Annotated in this window: 15 protein-coding genes; 5 read left to right on the forward strand and 10 right to left on the reverse strand. The window is 72.0% G+C overall.

Annotated elements, in window-relative coordinates; translation table 11 throughout:
* Nucleotide 1: 1 nt before the first annotated feature.
* From AB0L06_RS35745 to AB0L06_RS35770, 6 genes are all read right to left on the reverse strand, one after another.
* A complete protein-coding gene (locus tag AB0L06_RS35745) occupies nucleotides 2–1963 on the reverse strand; it encodes an ABC transporter ATP-binding protein (RefSeq protein ID WP_500235717.1) in 1962 nt (653 codons plus the stop codon).
* Between the two features lie 153 nt (nucleotides 1964–2116).
* Nucleotides 2117–3343 (reverse strand): cytochrome P450, encoded by a 1227-nt coding sequence (locus AB0L06_RS35750; RefSeq protein WP_500235608.1) that lies wholly within the window; start codon nucleotides 3341–3343, stop codon nucleotides 2117–2119.
* Between the two features lie 338 nt (nucleotides 3344–3681).
* The gene (locus AB0L06_RS35755) at nucleotides 3682–4848 is read right to left on the reverse strand and encodes an ABC transporter permease (protein WP_500235718.1); all 1167 of its coding nucleotides are present in this window, start codon (nucleotides 4846–4848) and stop codon (nucleotides 3682–3684) included.
* Between the two features lie 50 nt (nucleotides 4849–4898).
* Nucleotides 4899–5690, reverse strand: a complete 792-nt coding sequence (locus tag AB0L06_RS35760; RefSeq protein ID WP_500235609.1) for an ABC transporter ATP-binding protein — start codon at nucleotides 5688–5690, stop codon at nucleotides 4899–4901.
* Nucleotides 5687–7054, reverse strand: a complete 1368-nt coding sequence (locus AB0L06_RS35765) for a peptidoglycan-binding protein (protein ID WP_500235610.1) — start codon at nucleotides 7052–7054, stop codon at nucleotides 5687–5689. Before AB0L06_RS35765 ends, AB0L06_RS35760 begins: the two co-directional genes overlap by 4 nt.
* Nucleotides 7055–7059: 5 nt before the next feature.
* Entirely contained in the window at nucleotides 7060–7551 is a 492-nt protein-coding gene (locus tag AB0L06_RS35770) for a hypothetical protein (protein WP_500235611.1), read from the reverse strand.
* A gap of 193 nt (nucleotides 7552–7744) precedes the next feature.
* On the opposite strand from AB0L06_RS35770, the gene AB0L06_RS35775 reads away from it, so the two are divergent.
* Entirely contained in the window at nucleotides 7745–8398 is a 654-nt protein-coding gene (locus tag AB0L06_RS35775; protein ID WP_500235612.1) for a response regulator transcription factor, read from the forward strand.
* 5 nt (nucleotides 8399–8403) lie between these two features.
* Nucleotides 8404–9576 carry a sensor histidine kinase gene (locus AB0L06_RS35780; RefSeq protein WP_500235720.1) on the forward strand — a complete coding sequence of 391 codons (1173 nt, stop codon included), beginning with the start codon at nucleotides 8404–8406 and terminating at the stop codon, nucleotides 9574–9576.
* Here the strand turns inward: AB0L06_RS35780 and AB0L06_RS35785 are convergent.
* The gene (locus AB0L06_RS35785) at nucleotides 9503–10876 is read right to left on the reverse strand and encodes an aminotransferase-like domain-containing protein (RefSeq protein ID WP_500235613.1); all 1374 of its coding nucleotides are present in this window, start codon (nucleotides 10874–10876) and stop codon (nucleotides 9503–9505) included. The two genes, AB0L06_RS35780 and AB0L06_RS35785, sit on opposite strands and share 74 nt — an antisense overlap.
* A 254-nt stretch (nucleotides 10877–11130) precedes the next feature.
* On the opposite strand from AB0L06_RS35785, the gene AB0L06_RS35790 reads away from it, so the two are divergent.
* From AB0L06_RS35790 to AB0L06_RS35800, 3 genes are all read left to right on the forward strand, one after another.
* Nucleotides 11131–11694 (forward strand): RNA polymerase sigma factor, encoded by a 564-nt coding sequence (locus AB0L06_RS35790; RefSeq protein WP_500235614.1) that lies wholly within the window; start codon nucleotides 11131–11133, stop codon nucleotides 11692–11694.
* Entirely contained in the window at nucleotides 11694–12821 is a 1128-nt protein-coding gene (locus AB0L06_RS35795) for a CU044_5270 family protein (protein WP_500235615.1), read from the forward strand. Before AB0L06_RS35790 ends, AB0L06_RS35795 begins: the two co-directional genes overlap by 1 nt.
* Nucleotides 12822–13016: 195 nt before the next feature.
* Nucleotides 13017–13505 (forward strand): YbaK/EbsC family protein, encoded by a 489-nt coding sequence (locus tag AB0L06_RS35800; protein WP_500235616.1) that lies wholly within the window; start codon nucleotides 13017–13019, stop codon nucleotides 13503–13505.
* 21 nt (nucleotides 13506–13526) lie between these two features.
* Here the strand turns inward: AB0L06_RS35800 and AB0L06_RS35805 are convergent, their stop codons facing one another.
* From AB0L06_RS35805 to AB0L06_RS35815, 3 genes are all read right to left on the reverse strand, one after another.
* Nucleotides 13527–13856, reverse strand: a complete 330-nt coding sequence (locus tag AB0L06_RS35805; RefSeq protein ID WP_500235617.1) for a DMT family transporter — start codon at nucleotides 13854–13856, stop codon at nucleotides 13527–13529.
* Nucleotides 13857–13926: 70 nt separating this feature from the next.
* The gene (locus tag AB0L06_RS35810) at nucleotides 13927–14799 is read right to left on the reverse strand and encodes an LLM class flavin-dependent oxidoreductase (protein WP_500235618.1); all 873 of its coding nucleotides are present in this window, start codon (nucleotides 14797–14799) and stop codon (nucleotides 13927–13929) included.
* A gap of 64 nt (nucleotides 14800–14863) precedes the next feature.
* Nucleotides 14864–16030: a sensor histidine kinase gene (locus tag AB0L06_RS35815; protein ID WP_500235619.1), complete on the reverse strand. Its 1167-nt coding sequence runs from the start codon at nucleotides 16028–16030 to the stop codon at nucleotides 14864–14866.
* Nucleotides 16031–16119 lie beyond the last annotated feature (89 nt).

The following is a 16119-nucleotide window of genomic DNA, read 5'->3' on the forward strand; positions in this document are numbered from 1 at the left end:
GTCAGACCTGGCGCCGGACGAAGAACTTCTCTCCCGGCGGGTCCGCGGGGCGCGGCTCGCGGTCCTCCGGCGTCATCCGCTGCTCGGGCGGCGCGGTGAACCTGCCGTTCTCCTGCCCCGCGTACTGCGTGCGGTACAGCTCGGAGTAGAGGCCGCCACGCGCGATCAGCTCCTCGTGCGTGCCGTGCTCGGCGATGCGCCCGCCGTCCACGACGAGGATCTGGTCGGCCTCCCGGATCGTCGACAGCCGGTGCGCGATGACCAGGGACGTGCGGCCCCGCAACGCGGCGGCCAGCGCCCGCTGCACGGCGGCCTCGGACTCGGAGTCCAGGTGCGCGGTGGCCTCGTCGAGGACGACGATCGGGGGCGCCTTCAGCAGCAGCCGGGCCAGCGACACCCGCTGCTTCTCCCCGCCCGACAGCCGGTAGCCGCGGTCGCCGACCACGGTGTCCAGCCCGTGCGGGAGGGACTCGATCAGGTCCCAGATCTGCGCGGCCCGGCACGCCTCGACGAGGTCGTCCTCGGACGCCTCGGGCCTGGCGTAGAGCAGGTTGGCGCGGATCGTGTCGTGGAACATGTGCGCGTCCTGCGTCACGACCCCGATGGACTCCCGCAGCGAGTCGAGGGTCGCCTCGCGGATGTCCCGGCCGCCGATCCGCACCGTTCCCGAGGTCGGGTCGTAGAGCCGGGACACCAGGTGGGTGATCGTCGTCTTGCCCGCGCCGGTGGGGCCGACCAGGGCGGTGAGCCGTCCGGCCGGGGCGCGGAACCCGACGCCGTCCAGCACCTGCGCGGACGGTCCGACGCGTTCGCCCGCGGGCAGCGCGATCGACTCCAGGGACGCCAGTGACACCTCGTTCGGCGCCGGGTAGCGGAACGACACCCCGGAGAACTCGATCTCCGGGGCCGGATCGCGGGACACCTCCAGCGCGACGGCGTCCGGACGCTCGGCCACCACCGGCTCGAGGTCGAGGACCTCGAAGACCCGGTCGAAGCTGACCAGCGCGGTCATCACACTGACCTGCACGTTCGCCAGGTTCGTGATCGGCCCGTAGAGCCGGGTCAGCAGGGTGGCGAGGGCGACCAGCGAGCCGATCTCGATCGTCCGGTGCACGGCCAGCATGCCGCCCACGCCGTAGGTCATCGCGGTGCCGAGCGCGGCGAGCAGGGTGAGCGCGACGAACAGCACCCGCCCGTAGACGGCGGCGACGACGTTGATGTCGCGGACCCGTCCCGAGCGCGAGGCGAACAGCCGCGACTCCTCCGCCGGGCGGCCGTACAGCTTGACCAGCATCGCGCCCGCCACGTTGAAGCGCTCGTTCATCATCGAGCCCATCTCGGCGTTCAGCTGCATCGACTCGCGGGTGAGGCGCTGCAGCCTTCGTCCCACCACCCGGGTGAGCACGACGAACAGCGGCAGCAGCACCAGCGAGACCAGGGTGACCTGCCAGGAGAGGTAGAACATCGCGCCCAGCACCAGCACCACCGACAGCACGCTCGACAGCACCTGCGACAGGATCGAGGTGACCGCCTGCTGGGCCTCGATGACGTCGCTGTTGAGGCGGCTGACCAGGGAGCCGGTCTGCGCCCGGGTGAAGAACGCCAGGGGCTGCCGCTGGACGTGCGCGAACACCTTCACCCGCAGGTCGTAGATCAGCCCCTCCCCGATCCGGGCCGAGTACCAGCGCTGGACGAGGATGAGCAGCGCCTCCAGCAGCGCCAGGCCCGCCACCCCGCACGCCACCCCGACGACGATCCCGGTGTCGCGGGGCAGCACGCCCCGATCGATGATCACCTTGAGCAGGAACGGGCTCGCCGCGGTCACGGCGGCGTCGAACACGGTCAGCACCAGCAGGGCGGCGATGCTCCAGCGGTAGGGGCGGGCGTAGGGCAGGATCCGGCGGACGGTCCCGGGCCGGACGGTCTCCCGGGTGAGCTCCTCGTCGCCGAATCCACGGAACATCACCGTGCCTGGGGGTCCGAGCTGGGCCACTGCGGCCTCCCGTTCGAGTTCGGTTGACTGGGCGGCAGCACGCCGGCGGAAATGCCTCCGCCAATGGTTTCCGCCGGTTGGAGAGTAGGTCGCGCCGCGGGCTGACCAACAGCGGCGGAATGGTCATCTCCGGACGGCGGACGGCCGTCCGGAAATGGCCAGCGGAAGGCTGCTCATGCCGGCGAGGAAGTTGGAATGGATGCACTGCTCCGGACCGGTCTGCTCCAAGGATCCGACGTGTTCCCGCAGTCCCTCCAGCATGGCGATGATCTCGACCCGGCCGAGGTACGCGCCGAGGCAGAAGTGCCGTCCGTAGCCGAGCGACAGGTGCCGGTTGGGGGTGCGTGCGAGGACGAACCGGTCCGGGTCGGGGAACACCGCCTCGTCCCGGTTCGCCGACGCCAGCCAGACGGTGACCAGGTCCCCGGCGGAGACCGTCCGGCCGCGCAGCGCCACGTCGGCCACCGCCACCCGGCCGAAGTGCATGGTCGGCGTCGTCCAGCGCAGCACCTCCTCGGCGGCCGTCTGCGCCGGCACCGCGCCGCCGCTGAGCGCCGCCCACTGGTCGGGACGGTGCGCCAGCTCCCTCGCCGCGCCGATCATCGCCAGCCGGCTGGTCTCGTCCCCGCCCATGATCAGGCTGTAGCAGTTGAGGACGATGTCGACGTCGTCCAACCGCCGGCCGTTCACCTCGCCGGCGGCCATCAGGCTGATCGGGTCGTCGCCGGGACGGCGGCGGCGCTCGTCCACCAGGTCGCTGAAATAGACCATGATCTCGTTGCGCGCGGCCCAGTCCTCGCCCTGCTCGGGCGCGGCGTAGTCCGAGGCCAGCGCCTTCTTGGTGAGCCGGAGCACCGCGGGACGGTCGGCGGGCGGCACGGCCAGCAGGTCGCAGATCGTCTCCAGCGGGATCACCGAGGCGACGTCCCGCGCGAAGTCGCACTCGCCGCGTTCCACCGCCGCCAGCAGCAGCCGCCGGGTGGTGGCGTGGACCCGGTCCGCGACCCCGGCCAGGGCGCGCGGCGAGAACGCCTGGAGCAGCAGCCTGCGCAGGGCGGTGTGGTGCGCGCCGTCGGTGACCGCCATCATCCGGCCCGCGCCGGTGTCGCCGCCCGCGAGCATGGTCGCGAGGACGTTGCCCTTCTCCGAGGTGAACCGTTCATCGTCCTTCAGCACCGCGGCGACGTCCTCGTACCGCGACAGCACCCAGAAGCCCGGCCCGGAGGCGGTCTCGGGGTGGCGGTGCACCGGGTCGTCGGCGCGGAGCCGGCGCCACAGCGCCGGCATGTCGTGGGCGGCGTAGGTCGCCGGGTCGGTCAGATTCGGAACCGCGATCCCGGTCGGCGGCATGGCCCTTCAACTCCTCGCGGTGGTCGTCCGCCCACGTTTCCGGGCGGCTTGCGGCGATGGTGCCGCCGTTCTCCGGACGAAGTCCATCCGCCGTCCTTGACGCCATTTCTCCCGTCCACGGGACGCCATTGATTTCCGCTCCGACGACGCTGGGACGGTCCAACCGCGGGAACTGAACATTTGGACGCGGGCACACTCACCGCCCGTGCCCCGGCGTCGGTGCGCCGGAGGACGGGCGGTGAGCGCCACGGGGTCCAGGTTTTTCGGGCTGAGGTCGGTGGCCTCCGGTGGGGTTCGGGCGGTGGTGTTGAGGCGGTGGGCTGTTGAGGCGGTGGGGTTCAGGCGGTGGTGAGGGCGACCGTGGGTGAGACGCGTGCCGCGCGGGCGGCCGGGTAGATGCCCGCGATCGTGCCGATGACCAGGGTCGCGCCGAGTCCGCCGAACAGGGCCCAGGACGGGACGACGGGCGGCCAGCCCCGGTAGGAGGCGAACGCGACGGTCGCCGCCGCGCCCAGCACCGCGCCCGCCGCGCCGCCGAGCGCCGACAGCAGCAGCGACTCGGCCAGGAACTGGGTGCGGACCTGGCCGCGGGTCGCGCCGAGCGAGCGGCGCAGGCCGATCTCGCGGCGGCGCTCCAGCACCGAGATCACCATCGTGTTGGCCACGCCGACACCGCCGACCAGCAGCGCGACCGCGCCGAGGCCGAGGAGCAGGTTGGTGAACGCCCCGGCCGCCGCGGCCTTGGCCGCCAGCGCGTCGGACGGACGGCTGACCTGCACCTGTTCGGGGTTGCGCGGGTTGATGGTGCGCGGCAGCACGGCCCGGACGTCCTGCACCGAGGTGTCGCTGGACCGCTCGTAGATCGTGGTCGGGTGACCGTCGAAGCCCAGGTAGCGAGCCGCGGCGTCCCAGCCGACCAGCGCCGAGCGGTCCACCTCGGGCGCAAGCGGGAGCGGGTTGAGCACGCCCACGACGGTGAACCAGCGGTCGCCGATCCACACCTGCCGCCCGACCTTCAGCACGCCCAGCCGCCGGGCGCTCTCCGCGCCCAGGACCACGGCCGGGTACCGCTGGGTGGCCGTGTCGAGCCACGCCCCGGTCCGCATCGTTCCGTCGAGGGTGTGGAGCAGCTCGGCGCCGGTGGCCTGCACGGCGATGCCGCTGGTGTTGGCCTTGTCGATGAAGTTGGTGCGCCGCACCGACGCGGAGGTGCGGCCGGTCGCGGACGCCTCGGTGACCGGCCCGATCCGCCGGACCATGTCGACCGAGCTCTGCGGGAGCTTGGCGTCCTGGCCGAACAGCGTCCGGCCGGGCTGCGCGGTCAGCATGTTGGTGCCGAGCGTGTCGAGCTGGCGCAGCAGCTGTTCCTTGCTGGACGCCGAGATCCCGATGACCGCGACCATCGTCGCGATGCCGATGGCGATGCCCAGCGCCGACAGGACGACCCTGGTCGGGCGGGCGCGCAGCCCCGCCATCCCGACCCGGACCACGTCCCCGCCGCCCATCCGCGCCGGGATCAGCCTCGGCCGCCCGCCGGCCCGGCCCGTCCGCCCGTTCACCGCGCGGCTCCGCGCAGTTCGGCGAGGGCCTGCCGGCCGGTGCCCGGCCCGTCGTCCGACACGATCAGGCCGTCCCGGACCCGCACCCGCCGCGCGGCCCACTCGGCGATCTCCATGTCGTGGGTGATCACCACGATCGTGGTGCCCGCCTGGTGCAGGTCGCGCAGCAGCTCCAGCACCTCGGTCCCGGAGCGGGTGTCGAGGTTTCCGGTGGGCTCGTCGGCGAGGAGCAGCTCCGGCTCGCCGACCACGGCCCGCGCGACCGCGACGCGCTGCTGCTCACCCCCCGACATCTGGTGCGGGCGGTGTCCGGCGCGGTGGCCGAGTCCGACCCGTTCCAGTGCCGCGCGCGCCAGCTCGCGCCGAGTGCGCAGCGGGACGCCCCGGTACAGCAGTCCGTCGGCGACGTTGTCCAGGGCGCTCACCCCGACCGCGAGGTGGAACCCCTGGAACACGAAGCCGATGTGGCGGGCCCGCAGCGCCGACAGCTCCCGGTCCGACAGTTCGGCGACGTCGTATCCGGCGATCCGGACCCGTCCGCCGGACGGCCGGTCCAGGGTGCCGACGACGTGCAGCATCGTGCTCTTGCCCGAGCCGGACGGCCCGACGATGGCGGCCAGCTCACCGCGCTCGACGAGCAGGTCCACGCCGCGCAGCGCTTGGACGCCGCCGGGGTAGTCCTTGGTGACGCCGCCGAGTTCGACGATCGCCGAGCCCGGCGCGTCCACCGCGTCCACCGCGTCCGGCGCGTCCGGCGCGTTCGCGCGCAGGCCGTTCTCCGGTGTCATGACGCGGGCACCCCGACCTTCATGCCCTCACGCAGCCCGGCGCCCGTGACCTGCACCCGGCCGGAACCGAACTGGCCGAGCTGCACCGGCACCACCCGGCTGGTGGCGCCCTCGACCACCTCGACGCCGAAGCCGCCCTCACGCAGGCCGAGCAGCGCCTCGACCGGCACCGACAGGGCGTTCTTCACGCGTGCCGACTCCATGTCGACGGTGACGGGCGCCTGGTCGAGGTTCCCGGTGCCGCCGCCGTTCAGGGTGATGTCGACATCGATGGTCGAGGTCTTGTCGTTGCTCTGGTCCTTGCTCGCCTTGGCCACCGTCCCGACTCGGCTGATGCGGCCCTTGACCGTCCGCTGGTTCGGCAGCTCCACGGTGACCGCGGCGCCCTTGCGGGCGAGGTTCTGCTTGGAGGCGTCCAGGTCCACGTGCACGATCGACCTGGTGTCGCTGACGGTGAGGACGGCTCCCCCCTTGCCGACGGGTTGCCCGACGGCGCTCTTGACCTCGGCGATCCGGACGGGCCCGGGCTCGAACACGACCTGGCCCGCGTCCACGCTGCCGGTCTCGGGCAGTCCCATGTCGTGCTGCCAGTCCTCCACCGCCGCGGCCGTCGCGGAGGTGAAGTCCTTGTCGACGGTCATGTCGTCGCCGTAGCCGAGATCCTTGAGGTTCTGCTCGAGCTCCCGGACGTCGGGACCGTTGTCCACGCCGACGCTGAGGGTCCGGTAGAGCGGCAGCGACCCGTACATGAGCACGACGGGGTCGTTGTCGACCTTGTACAGCGTCTTCCCCTGCGTGATCGTGGCGCCCGCGGAAGGCGTCTTGGTGACGGTTCCGGACCCGCCGGACACGATCGCGCGGCTGTCGGAGTAGGTGAGCTTGCCGTCCACCGACTCGCTGTCCACGACGTCGCCCCGCGTGATCGCCGCGGTCGCGGTCGGAAGCGCGGACTTCGGCGCGGGTGATCCGCCGTCGTCCCGGGTGAGGGCGTAGGCCGCCGACGCGCCCGCGACCGCGACGACCGCCAGGCCCGCCGCGACCACGTACCGGCGTCGCCGTCGGCGGGAGGCCGCGATGGCCCCCGATCCGGGCGGTGCGGGAGGCGGCGACGCCGAGAGCGAGGTGTCCCCCACCGCCCGGCCTTCCCCCACCGCCCGGCCTTCCTCCGCCGTCCGACCTTCCTCCGTCGGCTGACCGTTCGCCGTCGCTTGGCCGTCCGCCGCGCTCTGACCGTTCCCGTCCCCCTGGCCGTTCGGTGGGCTCTGGCCGTCCGCCGCGAACAGGCCGCCGCCGAGGACGGGCTGCCCGTCGGACGGCCCGGCCGGACCGCCGGGCGGCCCGGCGTGCCCTGGGGGTCCGGTCACCGGATTCACTGTCCGCCTCCGGGCAGGAAGTGGTTGCACTGCTGCTGCGCCGCCTGCAGTTTGTCCTGGGACGAGCCGGACGGGATCTGCATCTGGCCGTTCGCGCCCGGGTCGGGCATGTTCACGCCGTGCTCGCGCATGCACTTGGTGAACTTCAGCATCGCGTCCTGGAACTTCGGGTCGTTCGGATTGATCTGCCCACCGCCCTGCTGCATGAGCGGCTGGCACTTCTGCGTCGCCGCCTGGAGTTTGGTCTTGTCCACCCCGGTGTCGGTGATCCGGGCGGGTTGGCCGGGCTGCGGATCGGGCATGTTGACGCCGTTCTCCCGCATGCACTGCGCGAATTTCACCTGGGCGTCCTGCGGGTTCGCCGGTGCCGCCGACGAGGCCGTGCCCGCGCTGCTCGGCTGGCCACCGCCACTGGCCACACCGTCGTCCTTCTTCTTCGAGCCGCCGCACGCCGACATTCCCAGCACGAGCGGAATGAGAACGGACACGACCATCACACGGTTTCTCATCATCGCCTTCCCGCCGGGGCGCCCTGCCCGCGGCGTCCCCCATTAGAGCGACGACCTGTTTAAGCTGGGTTTAAGAAGCACTGACCTGCGATAATCCGCCGCAGTGCGCTTTATCCCCGGTTAACATTCCGCACGCGATCATGTCCTGGCGAACGACCAGCGGAAGGACGACATGCGCATACTGATCGTCGAGGACGAGGAGATGCTCGCCGACGCCACCGCCGAGGGGCTGCGTGACCAGGCCATCGCCGTGGACGTGGCCTACGACGGAGAGGACGCGCTGTACCGCACGAGCTACAACGACTACGACGTCATCGTCCTCGACCGGGACCTGCCCGGGGTGCACGGCGACGACGTGTGCCGCGAGCTGGTGCGGGGGCCGAGCCCCGCGCGCATCCTGATGCTCACCGCGGCCGACGAGGTCGGCGACGTGATCGACGGGTTGTCGCTGGGGGCCGACGACTACCTCACCAAGCCGTTCGTGTTCGGGGAGCTGGTGGCCCGGGTCCGCGCGCTCGGCCGCCGCTCCGCGCCGCCGCTGCCGCCGGTCCTGGAGCGCGGCGGCGTCCGGCTGGATCCCAAGGACCGGACCGTGACCCGCGACGGACGGCCCGTCGCGCTCACGAACAAGGAGTTCCTCGTGCTGGAGGAGCTGCTGCGCGCCGAGGGCGGGGTGGTCAGCGTGGAGGACCTGCTCGCCCGCGCCTGGGACGACCGGATCGACCCGTTCAGCAACGTCGTGCGGGTCATCGTCGCCACGCTGCGCAAGAAGCTGGGCGATCCGCCCGTCATCCACACCGTCACGGGCGCGGGTTACCGGCTGTGAAGCGGATGCGGCTCAGCCTGCGGACGCGGCTCAGTCTCGTCTACGGGTCGCTGTTCTTCGGCACCGCGTGCCTGCTGGTCGCGGTCACCTACCTGTTCACGGTGTGGGCCGTCAACGCCAAGTTCCACGCGACCCTGCCCGCGTCGCAGCGGTCCGGGAACCAGCCGCACTTCTACGGCGGTCCCGACATCGAGAACCAGCTGGCCGAGCGCCGCCACGAGATCCTGGACGGGCTGCTCCAGGTGTCGATCGTGGCCACCGTCCTGCTCGGCGCGCTGGCCTTCGTCCTGGGCTACTACCTGGCCGGACGGATGCTCCGCCCCCTGCACACCGTGACCACGACGGCCCGGCGGCTGTCGGAGACCACGCTGCACGAGCGGATCGGGCTGGACGGCCCGCACGACGAGATCAAGGAGCTCGCCGACACCTTCGACCAGATGCTGGACCGCCTGCACCGGGCCTTCGACTCGCAGCGCCGGTTCATCGCCAACGCCTCCCACGAGCTGCGCACCCCGCTCGCCCTCGGCCGCACCGCGATCGAGGTCGTGCTCGCGCGTCCGGGCACCACGTCCGAGACCCGCGTGCTGTGCGACCGGCTGCTGGCCGCCAACACCCGGCACGAACGGCTCATCGACGGCCTGCTCACCCTCGCGAGGTCCGAACGCGAACTGCGCAGCCCGGTCCCCCTGGACGTCCAGGACCTCGCGGCCGACGCGATCGGCCAGCTGCACCCGGTCGCCACGCGCGAGAACGTGACCCTGCACGCCGAGCTCGCGTCCGGCCCGGTCCTGGGCGATCCGGTGCTGCTGGAGCGATCGATCGTGAACCTCGTGGAGAACGCGATCCGCTACAACGTGCCGGACGGTCACGTCTGGATCCGCTGCGGCACCCACGACGAGCAGACGTACGTCGCGGTGGACAACACCGGCCCCGTGGTCTCGCCCGAGAACGCCGAGGCCATCTTCAAACCCTTCGAACGCCTCCGGGGGCCCCGGCGCGGCACCGACCGCGGCGCGGGGCTCGGCCTGTCCATCGTCCGCGCCGTCCTGGAGGCGCACGACGGAACGGCGCAGGCCCGACCCCGCGAACAGGGCGGCCTGACCCTCACCCTGAAGTTGCCGACGACCCCGCTCCCGACGTCACCGCGCCCCGTGCCCGAGCGGTCTCGGCCACGATGAAGGCCGCCAGGCGTCCGATCCCCTCCGCCACCCGCTCCGGCTCGAGGTAGCTGGACGAGACGCGCAACTGATGCCTGCCGTCCCCGCCCACGAAGAAGGCGTCCATGGGCGTCCACAGCACGCCGAACTCCCGCGCCGACCGTTCCAGCGCCGCCTCGTCCGCGACGAACGGGACGGTCAGCACGGTGAAGAAGCCGCCTTCGGGGCTGTTCCACGTCACGTCGCCACCGCCCGGGAAATGCCGCTCCAGCTCCTCCAGCACGGTGCGCAGGTTCCGCCGGTAGAACGCGATCGAGGCGTCGTTGGCGTCCCGGAGGCGGCAGCCGTGCCGGACGAGCATCCCCCCGATCACGGCCTGGCTCAGCGAGGGCGTGTTCACCGTGATCATGCTTTTGACCTTGGCGAGCTCGTCGGCGAGCAGCCCGCGCCGTCCGTCGCCCCGGAGCACCGTCTGGTCGGCCAGCACATAGCCGAGCCGCGCGCCCGGGAAGGCCGTCTTGGCGAAGGACCCCAGGTAGACGACCGTGCCGTCCCGGTCGAGGGACTTCAGCGTGGGACGCGGCGCGACGTCGCGGGTGAAGAACCCGTACGGGTTGTCCTCGATGACGAGCAGGTCCTCCTCCGCCGCGACCTCCAGCAGCCGCTCCCGCGCCGCCACCGGCATGCTCGCCCCGGACGGGTTGGCGAAGTCGGGCACCACGTAGAAGGCGCGCGGGCGCCGTCCGCGCGCGGCCTCCCGCCGCGCCACCGCGCGCAGCGTCTCCGGATCCACCCCGTCCCGCCCCTCCGGGACCGGCACGACCGGGACGTCCAGCAGGCGGGCGGCGCCGGTGATCCCGATGTAGCAGGGCGAGCTGACCAGCAGCACGTCGTCGGGGCCGGCGAACAGGGCGCGCAGCACCAGGACCATGGCCTCCTGCGCGCCGACCGTGACCACGACGCCCTCCGGGGCGACGTCGATCCCCTCGTCGTTGGCCAGGGTCTCGGCGAGCAGCCGGTGGATCTGCCCCTTGGTCCGCCCGTACTGGAACAGCGCGGTCCTGATCTCCCGATCGGCAAGGCCGCCGTCGCGCAGGTGTCCGGTGAAGGCGTCCAGGTACTCGTGGACGGCCTCGGTCTCGAACAGCCCCTCGTAGGGCCGTCCGGGCGCGAGCGAGATCGCGGCCGGATACCGGGACGTGATCTCGTTCAGGAAGTTCATCGTGTCCAGCAGTGGATCCGAGAGCGACCCGTGCAGGGTCTCCAGCGGCACCACCCGCCGCGTCCGGTCCCCGGCTCCCGCCGATGATCCGCCCATCATGCGACCTCCTCGTCCCAGCACCGACCGGACGACGCTAGGCGCGCCGCCCCGTCCAAGTCACTCCTCCACCAGAAGCCGCAAGCCACCCCGCTCCCTGATCGCCCTTCCCGTGGAACGAGCGGCCAGAGGAACAATCGGTCATCCATGAAGAAAGAACTTCACGATCGGCGCGAAGAGAATCGGGTCGTCGGCCAACAACTGGGTGACCGTGACCCGAAAGGAAGCCGATGACAGCTCCACCAGAGGTGGGCAGAGTGGGGGGCGACGCCGATCTCGTGGCGTCGTCCCTGACCGACCCCGAGACGTTCGCGCAGCTGTACGACCGGTACTTCGACGACATCCACCGCTACCTCGCGGCGAGACTGGGCCGGGAGACCGCCGACGACCTCGCCGCCGAGACGTTCCTCATCGCCTTCCGCCGCCGCGCCGACTTCGACCCGTCGCGCGGGACGGCCGTCCGGCCCTGGCTGTACGGGATCGCCACGAACCTGGCGTCCCAGCACCGGCGGACGGAGCAGCGCCGCCTGAAGGCGCTCAGCCGGATCGGCGCCGAGACCTCCGTGGACGGCCACGAGGAACGGGCGACCGCGCGGGTCGCCGCCGAGATGCTCCGTCCGGACCTGGTCCGGGCCATGCGCGCCCTGTCACCGGGCGAGCGGGACGTGGTGTTCCTCTCCGCGCTGGGCGGGCTCGGCTACGAGGACATCGCGCAGGCTCTGGGGATTCCCGCCGGAACCGTGGGGTCCCGTCTCAACCGCGCCAAGGCGCGACTTCGCCGCGCGCTCGGCGACCAGATCACGAAGGACGAGGAGGCTTGATGGACGAGATGAAGCTGGTCGAGCGGGTGTTCGCCGAGGCCAAGGCCGACCCGGGCGTCGCTGCCGCCGGACGCGCGCGACTACTGCAGATGGCCGGAGGCGAAGAGTCCGTCGCGGAGACGCGGCGGCCGGCGAGGACGCGGCTGCTGGCGAGCCCGCGTTCACGCTGGATGCTCGGGGCGGGACTGCTGCCCGTGGCCGCGGCGGGCGTGGCGGCGGTGACGCTGGCCGGTCACGGCTCGGCTCCCGTGTCGCCCTCGTCCGACGGGCAGGCACGGCGCGTCCTCCTCGTCGCCGCCACCCGGACCGAGTCCGCACCCGCCACGGGCCGTTACTTCCGCTTCAGGACCGAGCGGGGCGGGCTGAGCCTCGTCGGCTCGAAGGACCACCCGTACAAGGTCGTGGGCAAGACCGTCCAGGACGTGTGGTACCCGGTGGCGTCCGGCACCACCGGCCTGTTCTCCTTCCAGCAGCTGGGCGCCCGGCCCGCGACGCCCGCGGACGCCGCGGCGTGGCGCGCCGCGGGCAGCCCGGACCCGGTCCGGGTGCCTTGTGACGAGCATGTGGTGTACGGGGGGAACAAGGAGAGCCAGACCACGGATAGGTGCGCCCGGATCCCCATGCGTCCCCGGCCCGCGTCGAGCGCTCCCTTGGAGCCCGGCCCCGGAATGTTCGGACAGCCCCCTGTCGGACTGGACCTCGCAAAGTTGTCGGACAACCCCGCCACCCTGCGCCGGCAGCTGCTGGCCTGGACCCGTTCGGGCGGGCTCAACGGCCCGGTGGAGGGCGACTCCGCCCAGCTCTGGACGGCGGCGCTCTACATCATCGCCTCACCCATCGGACCGGTGCGGCCGACGCTCCGCGCGGCCACCTACCGCGTCCTCGCCGCCCTCCCCGACGTCCGCTCGCTCGGCGAGGTCACCGACCAGAAGGGACGCCGCGGCCAGGCCCTCGCCCGAACCGCCAAGAGCTCGGAGGGCGTCGCCCCGGGCACCGACCGGCTGGTGATCGACCCGCGGACCGGTGCCCCGCTGGAATCCAGCAACACCGGCAACGCGTCCCAGGGGTACATGTCAGTGCTCGACTTCGGTTACACCGACGCGACCCCGCCCACCGCCGGGAACTGAGAACGCGCCCCCCGGCCTCGACGTGACGAGGCCGGGGGGTTCACGCGCGTTCGGCCCGCCCCGGCCGACGCCGCCCGCGTTCCCCTCTCGCAGGTCAAAATGACGGTCCAGAGTGCGCTTTCGGCTGCGCGCGGAGTCGAGGACGCGCGTGATGGCCCTGGCAGGCTGGAGTCCGCACAGCTCAGGGGGCTTCGCTTGATCACTCGCAGTGACATCACCGGCGCGCTCGACGCGGCGGGGATCCCGTTCTCGCTCGTCGAACATCCGGAGGCGCGGACGACGGAGGAGGCCGACGCGTTCATCGAGGGGCTGGAGGGCGTCCGGACCAAGAGCCTGTTCCTGGTGAACCGCAGGCGCACCGCCGCCTACCTGCTGATCATGGACAACGAGAAGGAGCTCGATCTGGGCGCGCTGGCGGCGCTGCTCGAGGAGACCCGGCTGTCGTTCGGGTCCCCCGGCCAGCTGGCCGGCGCGCTCGGCCTGGAGCCGGGCGTCGTCTCCCCGTTCGGGCTCATCGACCCGGACCACCGCGCCGTCACCCTGCTGCTGGACGGCGAGATGCTCGCCGAGAAGACCCTCACCTTCCATCCCGGCGACAACAGGGCCACGCTCTTCATCGGCACCGAAGACCTGCTGGCCTTCCTCCGCGATCTCGGCATCCCCTATCGCACGATCGACCTCTGAGCAGGCCGGGCGGTGTTGCTGTCAGCCCTGGCTGACGCCGCCGCCGAGGTTCATGACGATCACGCCGAGGACGATGATGGCCGCGCCCGCGACGGTCAGCGGACGGATCGGCTCGTTGAAGAGCATCACCCCGCCCGCGAACGCTCCGATGGTGCCGAGCGCCGACCAGATCGCGTAGACCGGGCCGACGTTCAGCGAGGTCAGGGCCTTGGCCATGAGCGTGAACGACACGATGTACCCGACCACGACGATGGCGCCGGGGCCGAGTTTGGACATGCCCTCGGACGCGCGCAGCGACAGCGTCGCGATGACTTCCGACACGATGGCCAGGGCGAGGAGGACATAGGGCATTTCAGGCAACTTTCGGGGGGACGGAACAAGGGATCGGCCCGCACCGGAGGACGGGCCGGTCCGGTGCCGGTCAGGGGGTGTGGTCGGCGGCGACGGCCTCGAAGACCTTCATGTCGGCGGCCCAGTCCGAGTCGGGGCGGGGCCAGTGCAGGGCGATGTCGGTGATGCCCAGCTCCGCGTAGCGTCCGGCCAGGTCCGCGTAGGATCCGGCCGACTCCAGCCACGGCTCGTCGGTGAAGCCGGTGAGCAGGAGGCGGCGCTGGGTGGACGGGTCGCGTCCCTCAGCTTCGCAGGCTTCGGCGAGCATACCGAGGTGAATGCGCACCACTTCGTACGGGTCGTCCGATTGGGGGCCGTTCGCGGTGGTGATCCAGCCCTCGCCGAGGCGGGCGGCGAGGCGCATGCCGCGCGGGCCGCCGCCCGCGACGAAGAACGGGACGCGCGGGCGCTGGACGCAGCCGGGCCCGACGCGGAACTCCTGGGCGCTGTAGTACGTGCCCTCGTGGGTGGTCTCGGGGCCGCGGAGCGCCCGGTCGAGCAGGTCGACCCACTCGGCGAAGCGGTCGGCGCGTTCGCGGGGCGTCCAGTCCGGGCCCCCGAGCAGGCCGCCGTCGGACCTCCGGGACGAGCCGCCCGCGCCGATCCCGGCGGTGTACCGGCCGCCGCTGATGTCGTCGATGGTCTTGATCGCGTGCGCCGTCGGGACCGGGTGCCGGAAGTTCGGCGAGGTCACCAGCGTGCCGAGCCGGATCCGGGAGGTCACGGCCGCGGCGGCGGCGAGCGTGGTGTACCCGTCGTACCAGGGGGTGTGGCCGCGCCAGGCCGTGTGGTCGTAGGTCCAGGCGGTGTCGAAGCCGAGCTCCTCCGCGCGCCGGAACAGCTCGCCGGTCTCCTTCCAGGTCTGGATCGGCCACATCACCGTGCTGAGCCGCGGTGCGTTCACTCGTTGTCCCCCCTTGTCAACGTCGCGTCACCGTCCGCTGATCGGGACGCGCCGTCCCATCTCATCATCCGCGCCGAACGGATTCGTCGCCGCCGTCCCGCCAGCCAGGTGGCGTGCTGCCGGGATCCGTTCGTGGGGACGTCGCGGGCAGTTCCACGGTGACGCGGACCCCGCCGCCGGAGCGGGGGGTGAGGGTGAGCGTCCCGTCGTGCGCGCGGGTGATGGACTTGACGATCGCCAGGCCGAGGCCGACGCCCGCGTGGTCCCGGTGGACGCGTTCGGTGCCGCGCCGGAAGGGTTCGGTGAGCGTCGAGGCCAGCTGCGGGGAGATCGTCTCGCCGGTGTTCTCGACCGTGAGCACCACGCCGCCGGGGCGGACGCCGGTGGTCACTGACACGGCACCCCCCTCGAGCAGATTGTGAACGATCGCGTTCTGCACGAGGTTGGTGGTCAGCTGCAGGAGGAGCGCGCGCGATCCGCTCGCAAGGCAGGCGTCGCCGCGGGTCTCCAGGGTGACGCCGCGCCTTTCCGCGAGCGGCAGGAGTGTTTCGGTGACCTCTTCCGCCAGCAGGGACAGATCGACGTCCTCGGGGGTGAAGGATCGCTGCTCGGCGCGGCTGAGCAGGAGCAATGCCTCGGTGAGATCGATGGCTCGCGTGTTGACGGCCTGAAGGCGGTCGACGAGTTCACCGGAGTCGTGGTCCGGATCGGTGCGGGCCACGTCGAGCAGCGTCTTCGAGATCGCCAGCGGGGTGCGCAGCTCGTGCGAGGCGTTGGCCGCGAACCGCTGCTGTTCGCCGACGTGCGCTTCGAGCCGGGCGAGCATGGTGTCGAAGGCGTCGGCGAGCTCCCGGAACTCGTCCTTGCGGCCCGCGAGGCGGATGCGATGGGAGAGCGATCCGGTCGAGGCCAGGCGGGTCGCGCCGGTGATGCGGGTCAGGGGGGCGAGCATCCGGCCCGCCAGGATCCACCCTCCCCCGAGGCCGAACAGCAGCAGGAGCGCCATCATCGCGGCCGCCCTCGGAGCGAAGACGCGCAGGAGGTTGGCCCGGACGGGAAAGACACCGTGGGTGATGTCGCTCGAGCCGGGGATGATGAGCGCGCGGTTGGGCACGTACTTCAGCAGGAAGACCCATACCGCGACGAGCAGCAGGGCGCCCGCGAGCATGAGGAATCCGGCGTAGCTGAGGGTGAGCTTGAGGCGAACGCTCAGTCCAGGGGCTCGGTCCACGGTCTCCTCCCGCGAGTCCGGCCTCCGCCTGGCAGGAGCAGGCCGGCCTGGACGGCCTCTGCCGGAGAAGGTTCGGCCTCGGCGATCAA

The sequence above is a fragment of the Spirillospora sp. NPDC052269 genome (assembly GCF_040679435.1).
In the GTDB taxonomy this organism is placed as follows: Bacteria; Actinomycetota; Actinomycetes; order Streptosporangiales; family Streptosporangiaceae; genus Spirillospora.

Excerpts from the sequence above, each read along its gene's own strand:
- AB0L06_RS35745 (WP_500235717.1), bottom strand. The coding sequence starts at position 1,963 with ATGTTCCGTGGATTCGGCGACGAGGAGCTCACCCGGGAGACCGTCCGG.
- AB0L06_RS35750 (WP_500235608.1), bottom strand. The coding sequence starts at position 3,343 with ATGCCGCCGACCGGGATCGCGGTTCCGAATCTGACCGACCCGGCGACC.
- AB0L06_RS35755 (WP_500235718.1), bottom strand. The coding sequence starts at position 4,848 with ATGGGCGGCGGGGACGTGGTCCGGGTCGGGATGGCGGGGCTGCGCGCC.
- AB0L06_RS35760 (WP_500235609.1), bottom strand. The coding sequence starts at position 5,690 with ATGACACCGGAGAACGGCCTGCGCGCGAACGCGCCGGACGCGCCGGAC.
- AB0L06_RS35775 (WP_500235612.1), top strand. The coding sequence starts at position 7,745 with ATGCGCATACTGATCGTCGAGGACGAGGAGATGCTCGCCGACGCCACC.
- AB0L06_RS35780 (WP_500235720.1), top strand. The coding sequence starts at position 8,404 with ATGCGGCTCAGCCTGCGGACGCGGCTCAGTCTCGTCTACGGGTCGCTG.
- AB0L06_RS35785 (WP_500235613.1), bottom strand. The coding sequence starts at position 10,876 with ATGATGGGCGGATCATCGGCGGGAGCCGGGGACCGGACGCGGCGGGTG.
- AB0L06_RS35795 (WP_500235615.1), top strand. The coding sequence starts at position 11,694 with ATGGACGAGATGAAGCTGGTCGAGCGGGTGTTCGCCGAGGCCAAGGCC.
- AB0L06_RS35805 (WP_500235617.1), bottom strand. The coding sequence starts at position 13,856 with ATGCCCTATGTCCTCCTCGCCCTGGCCATCGTGTCGGAAGTCATCGCG.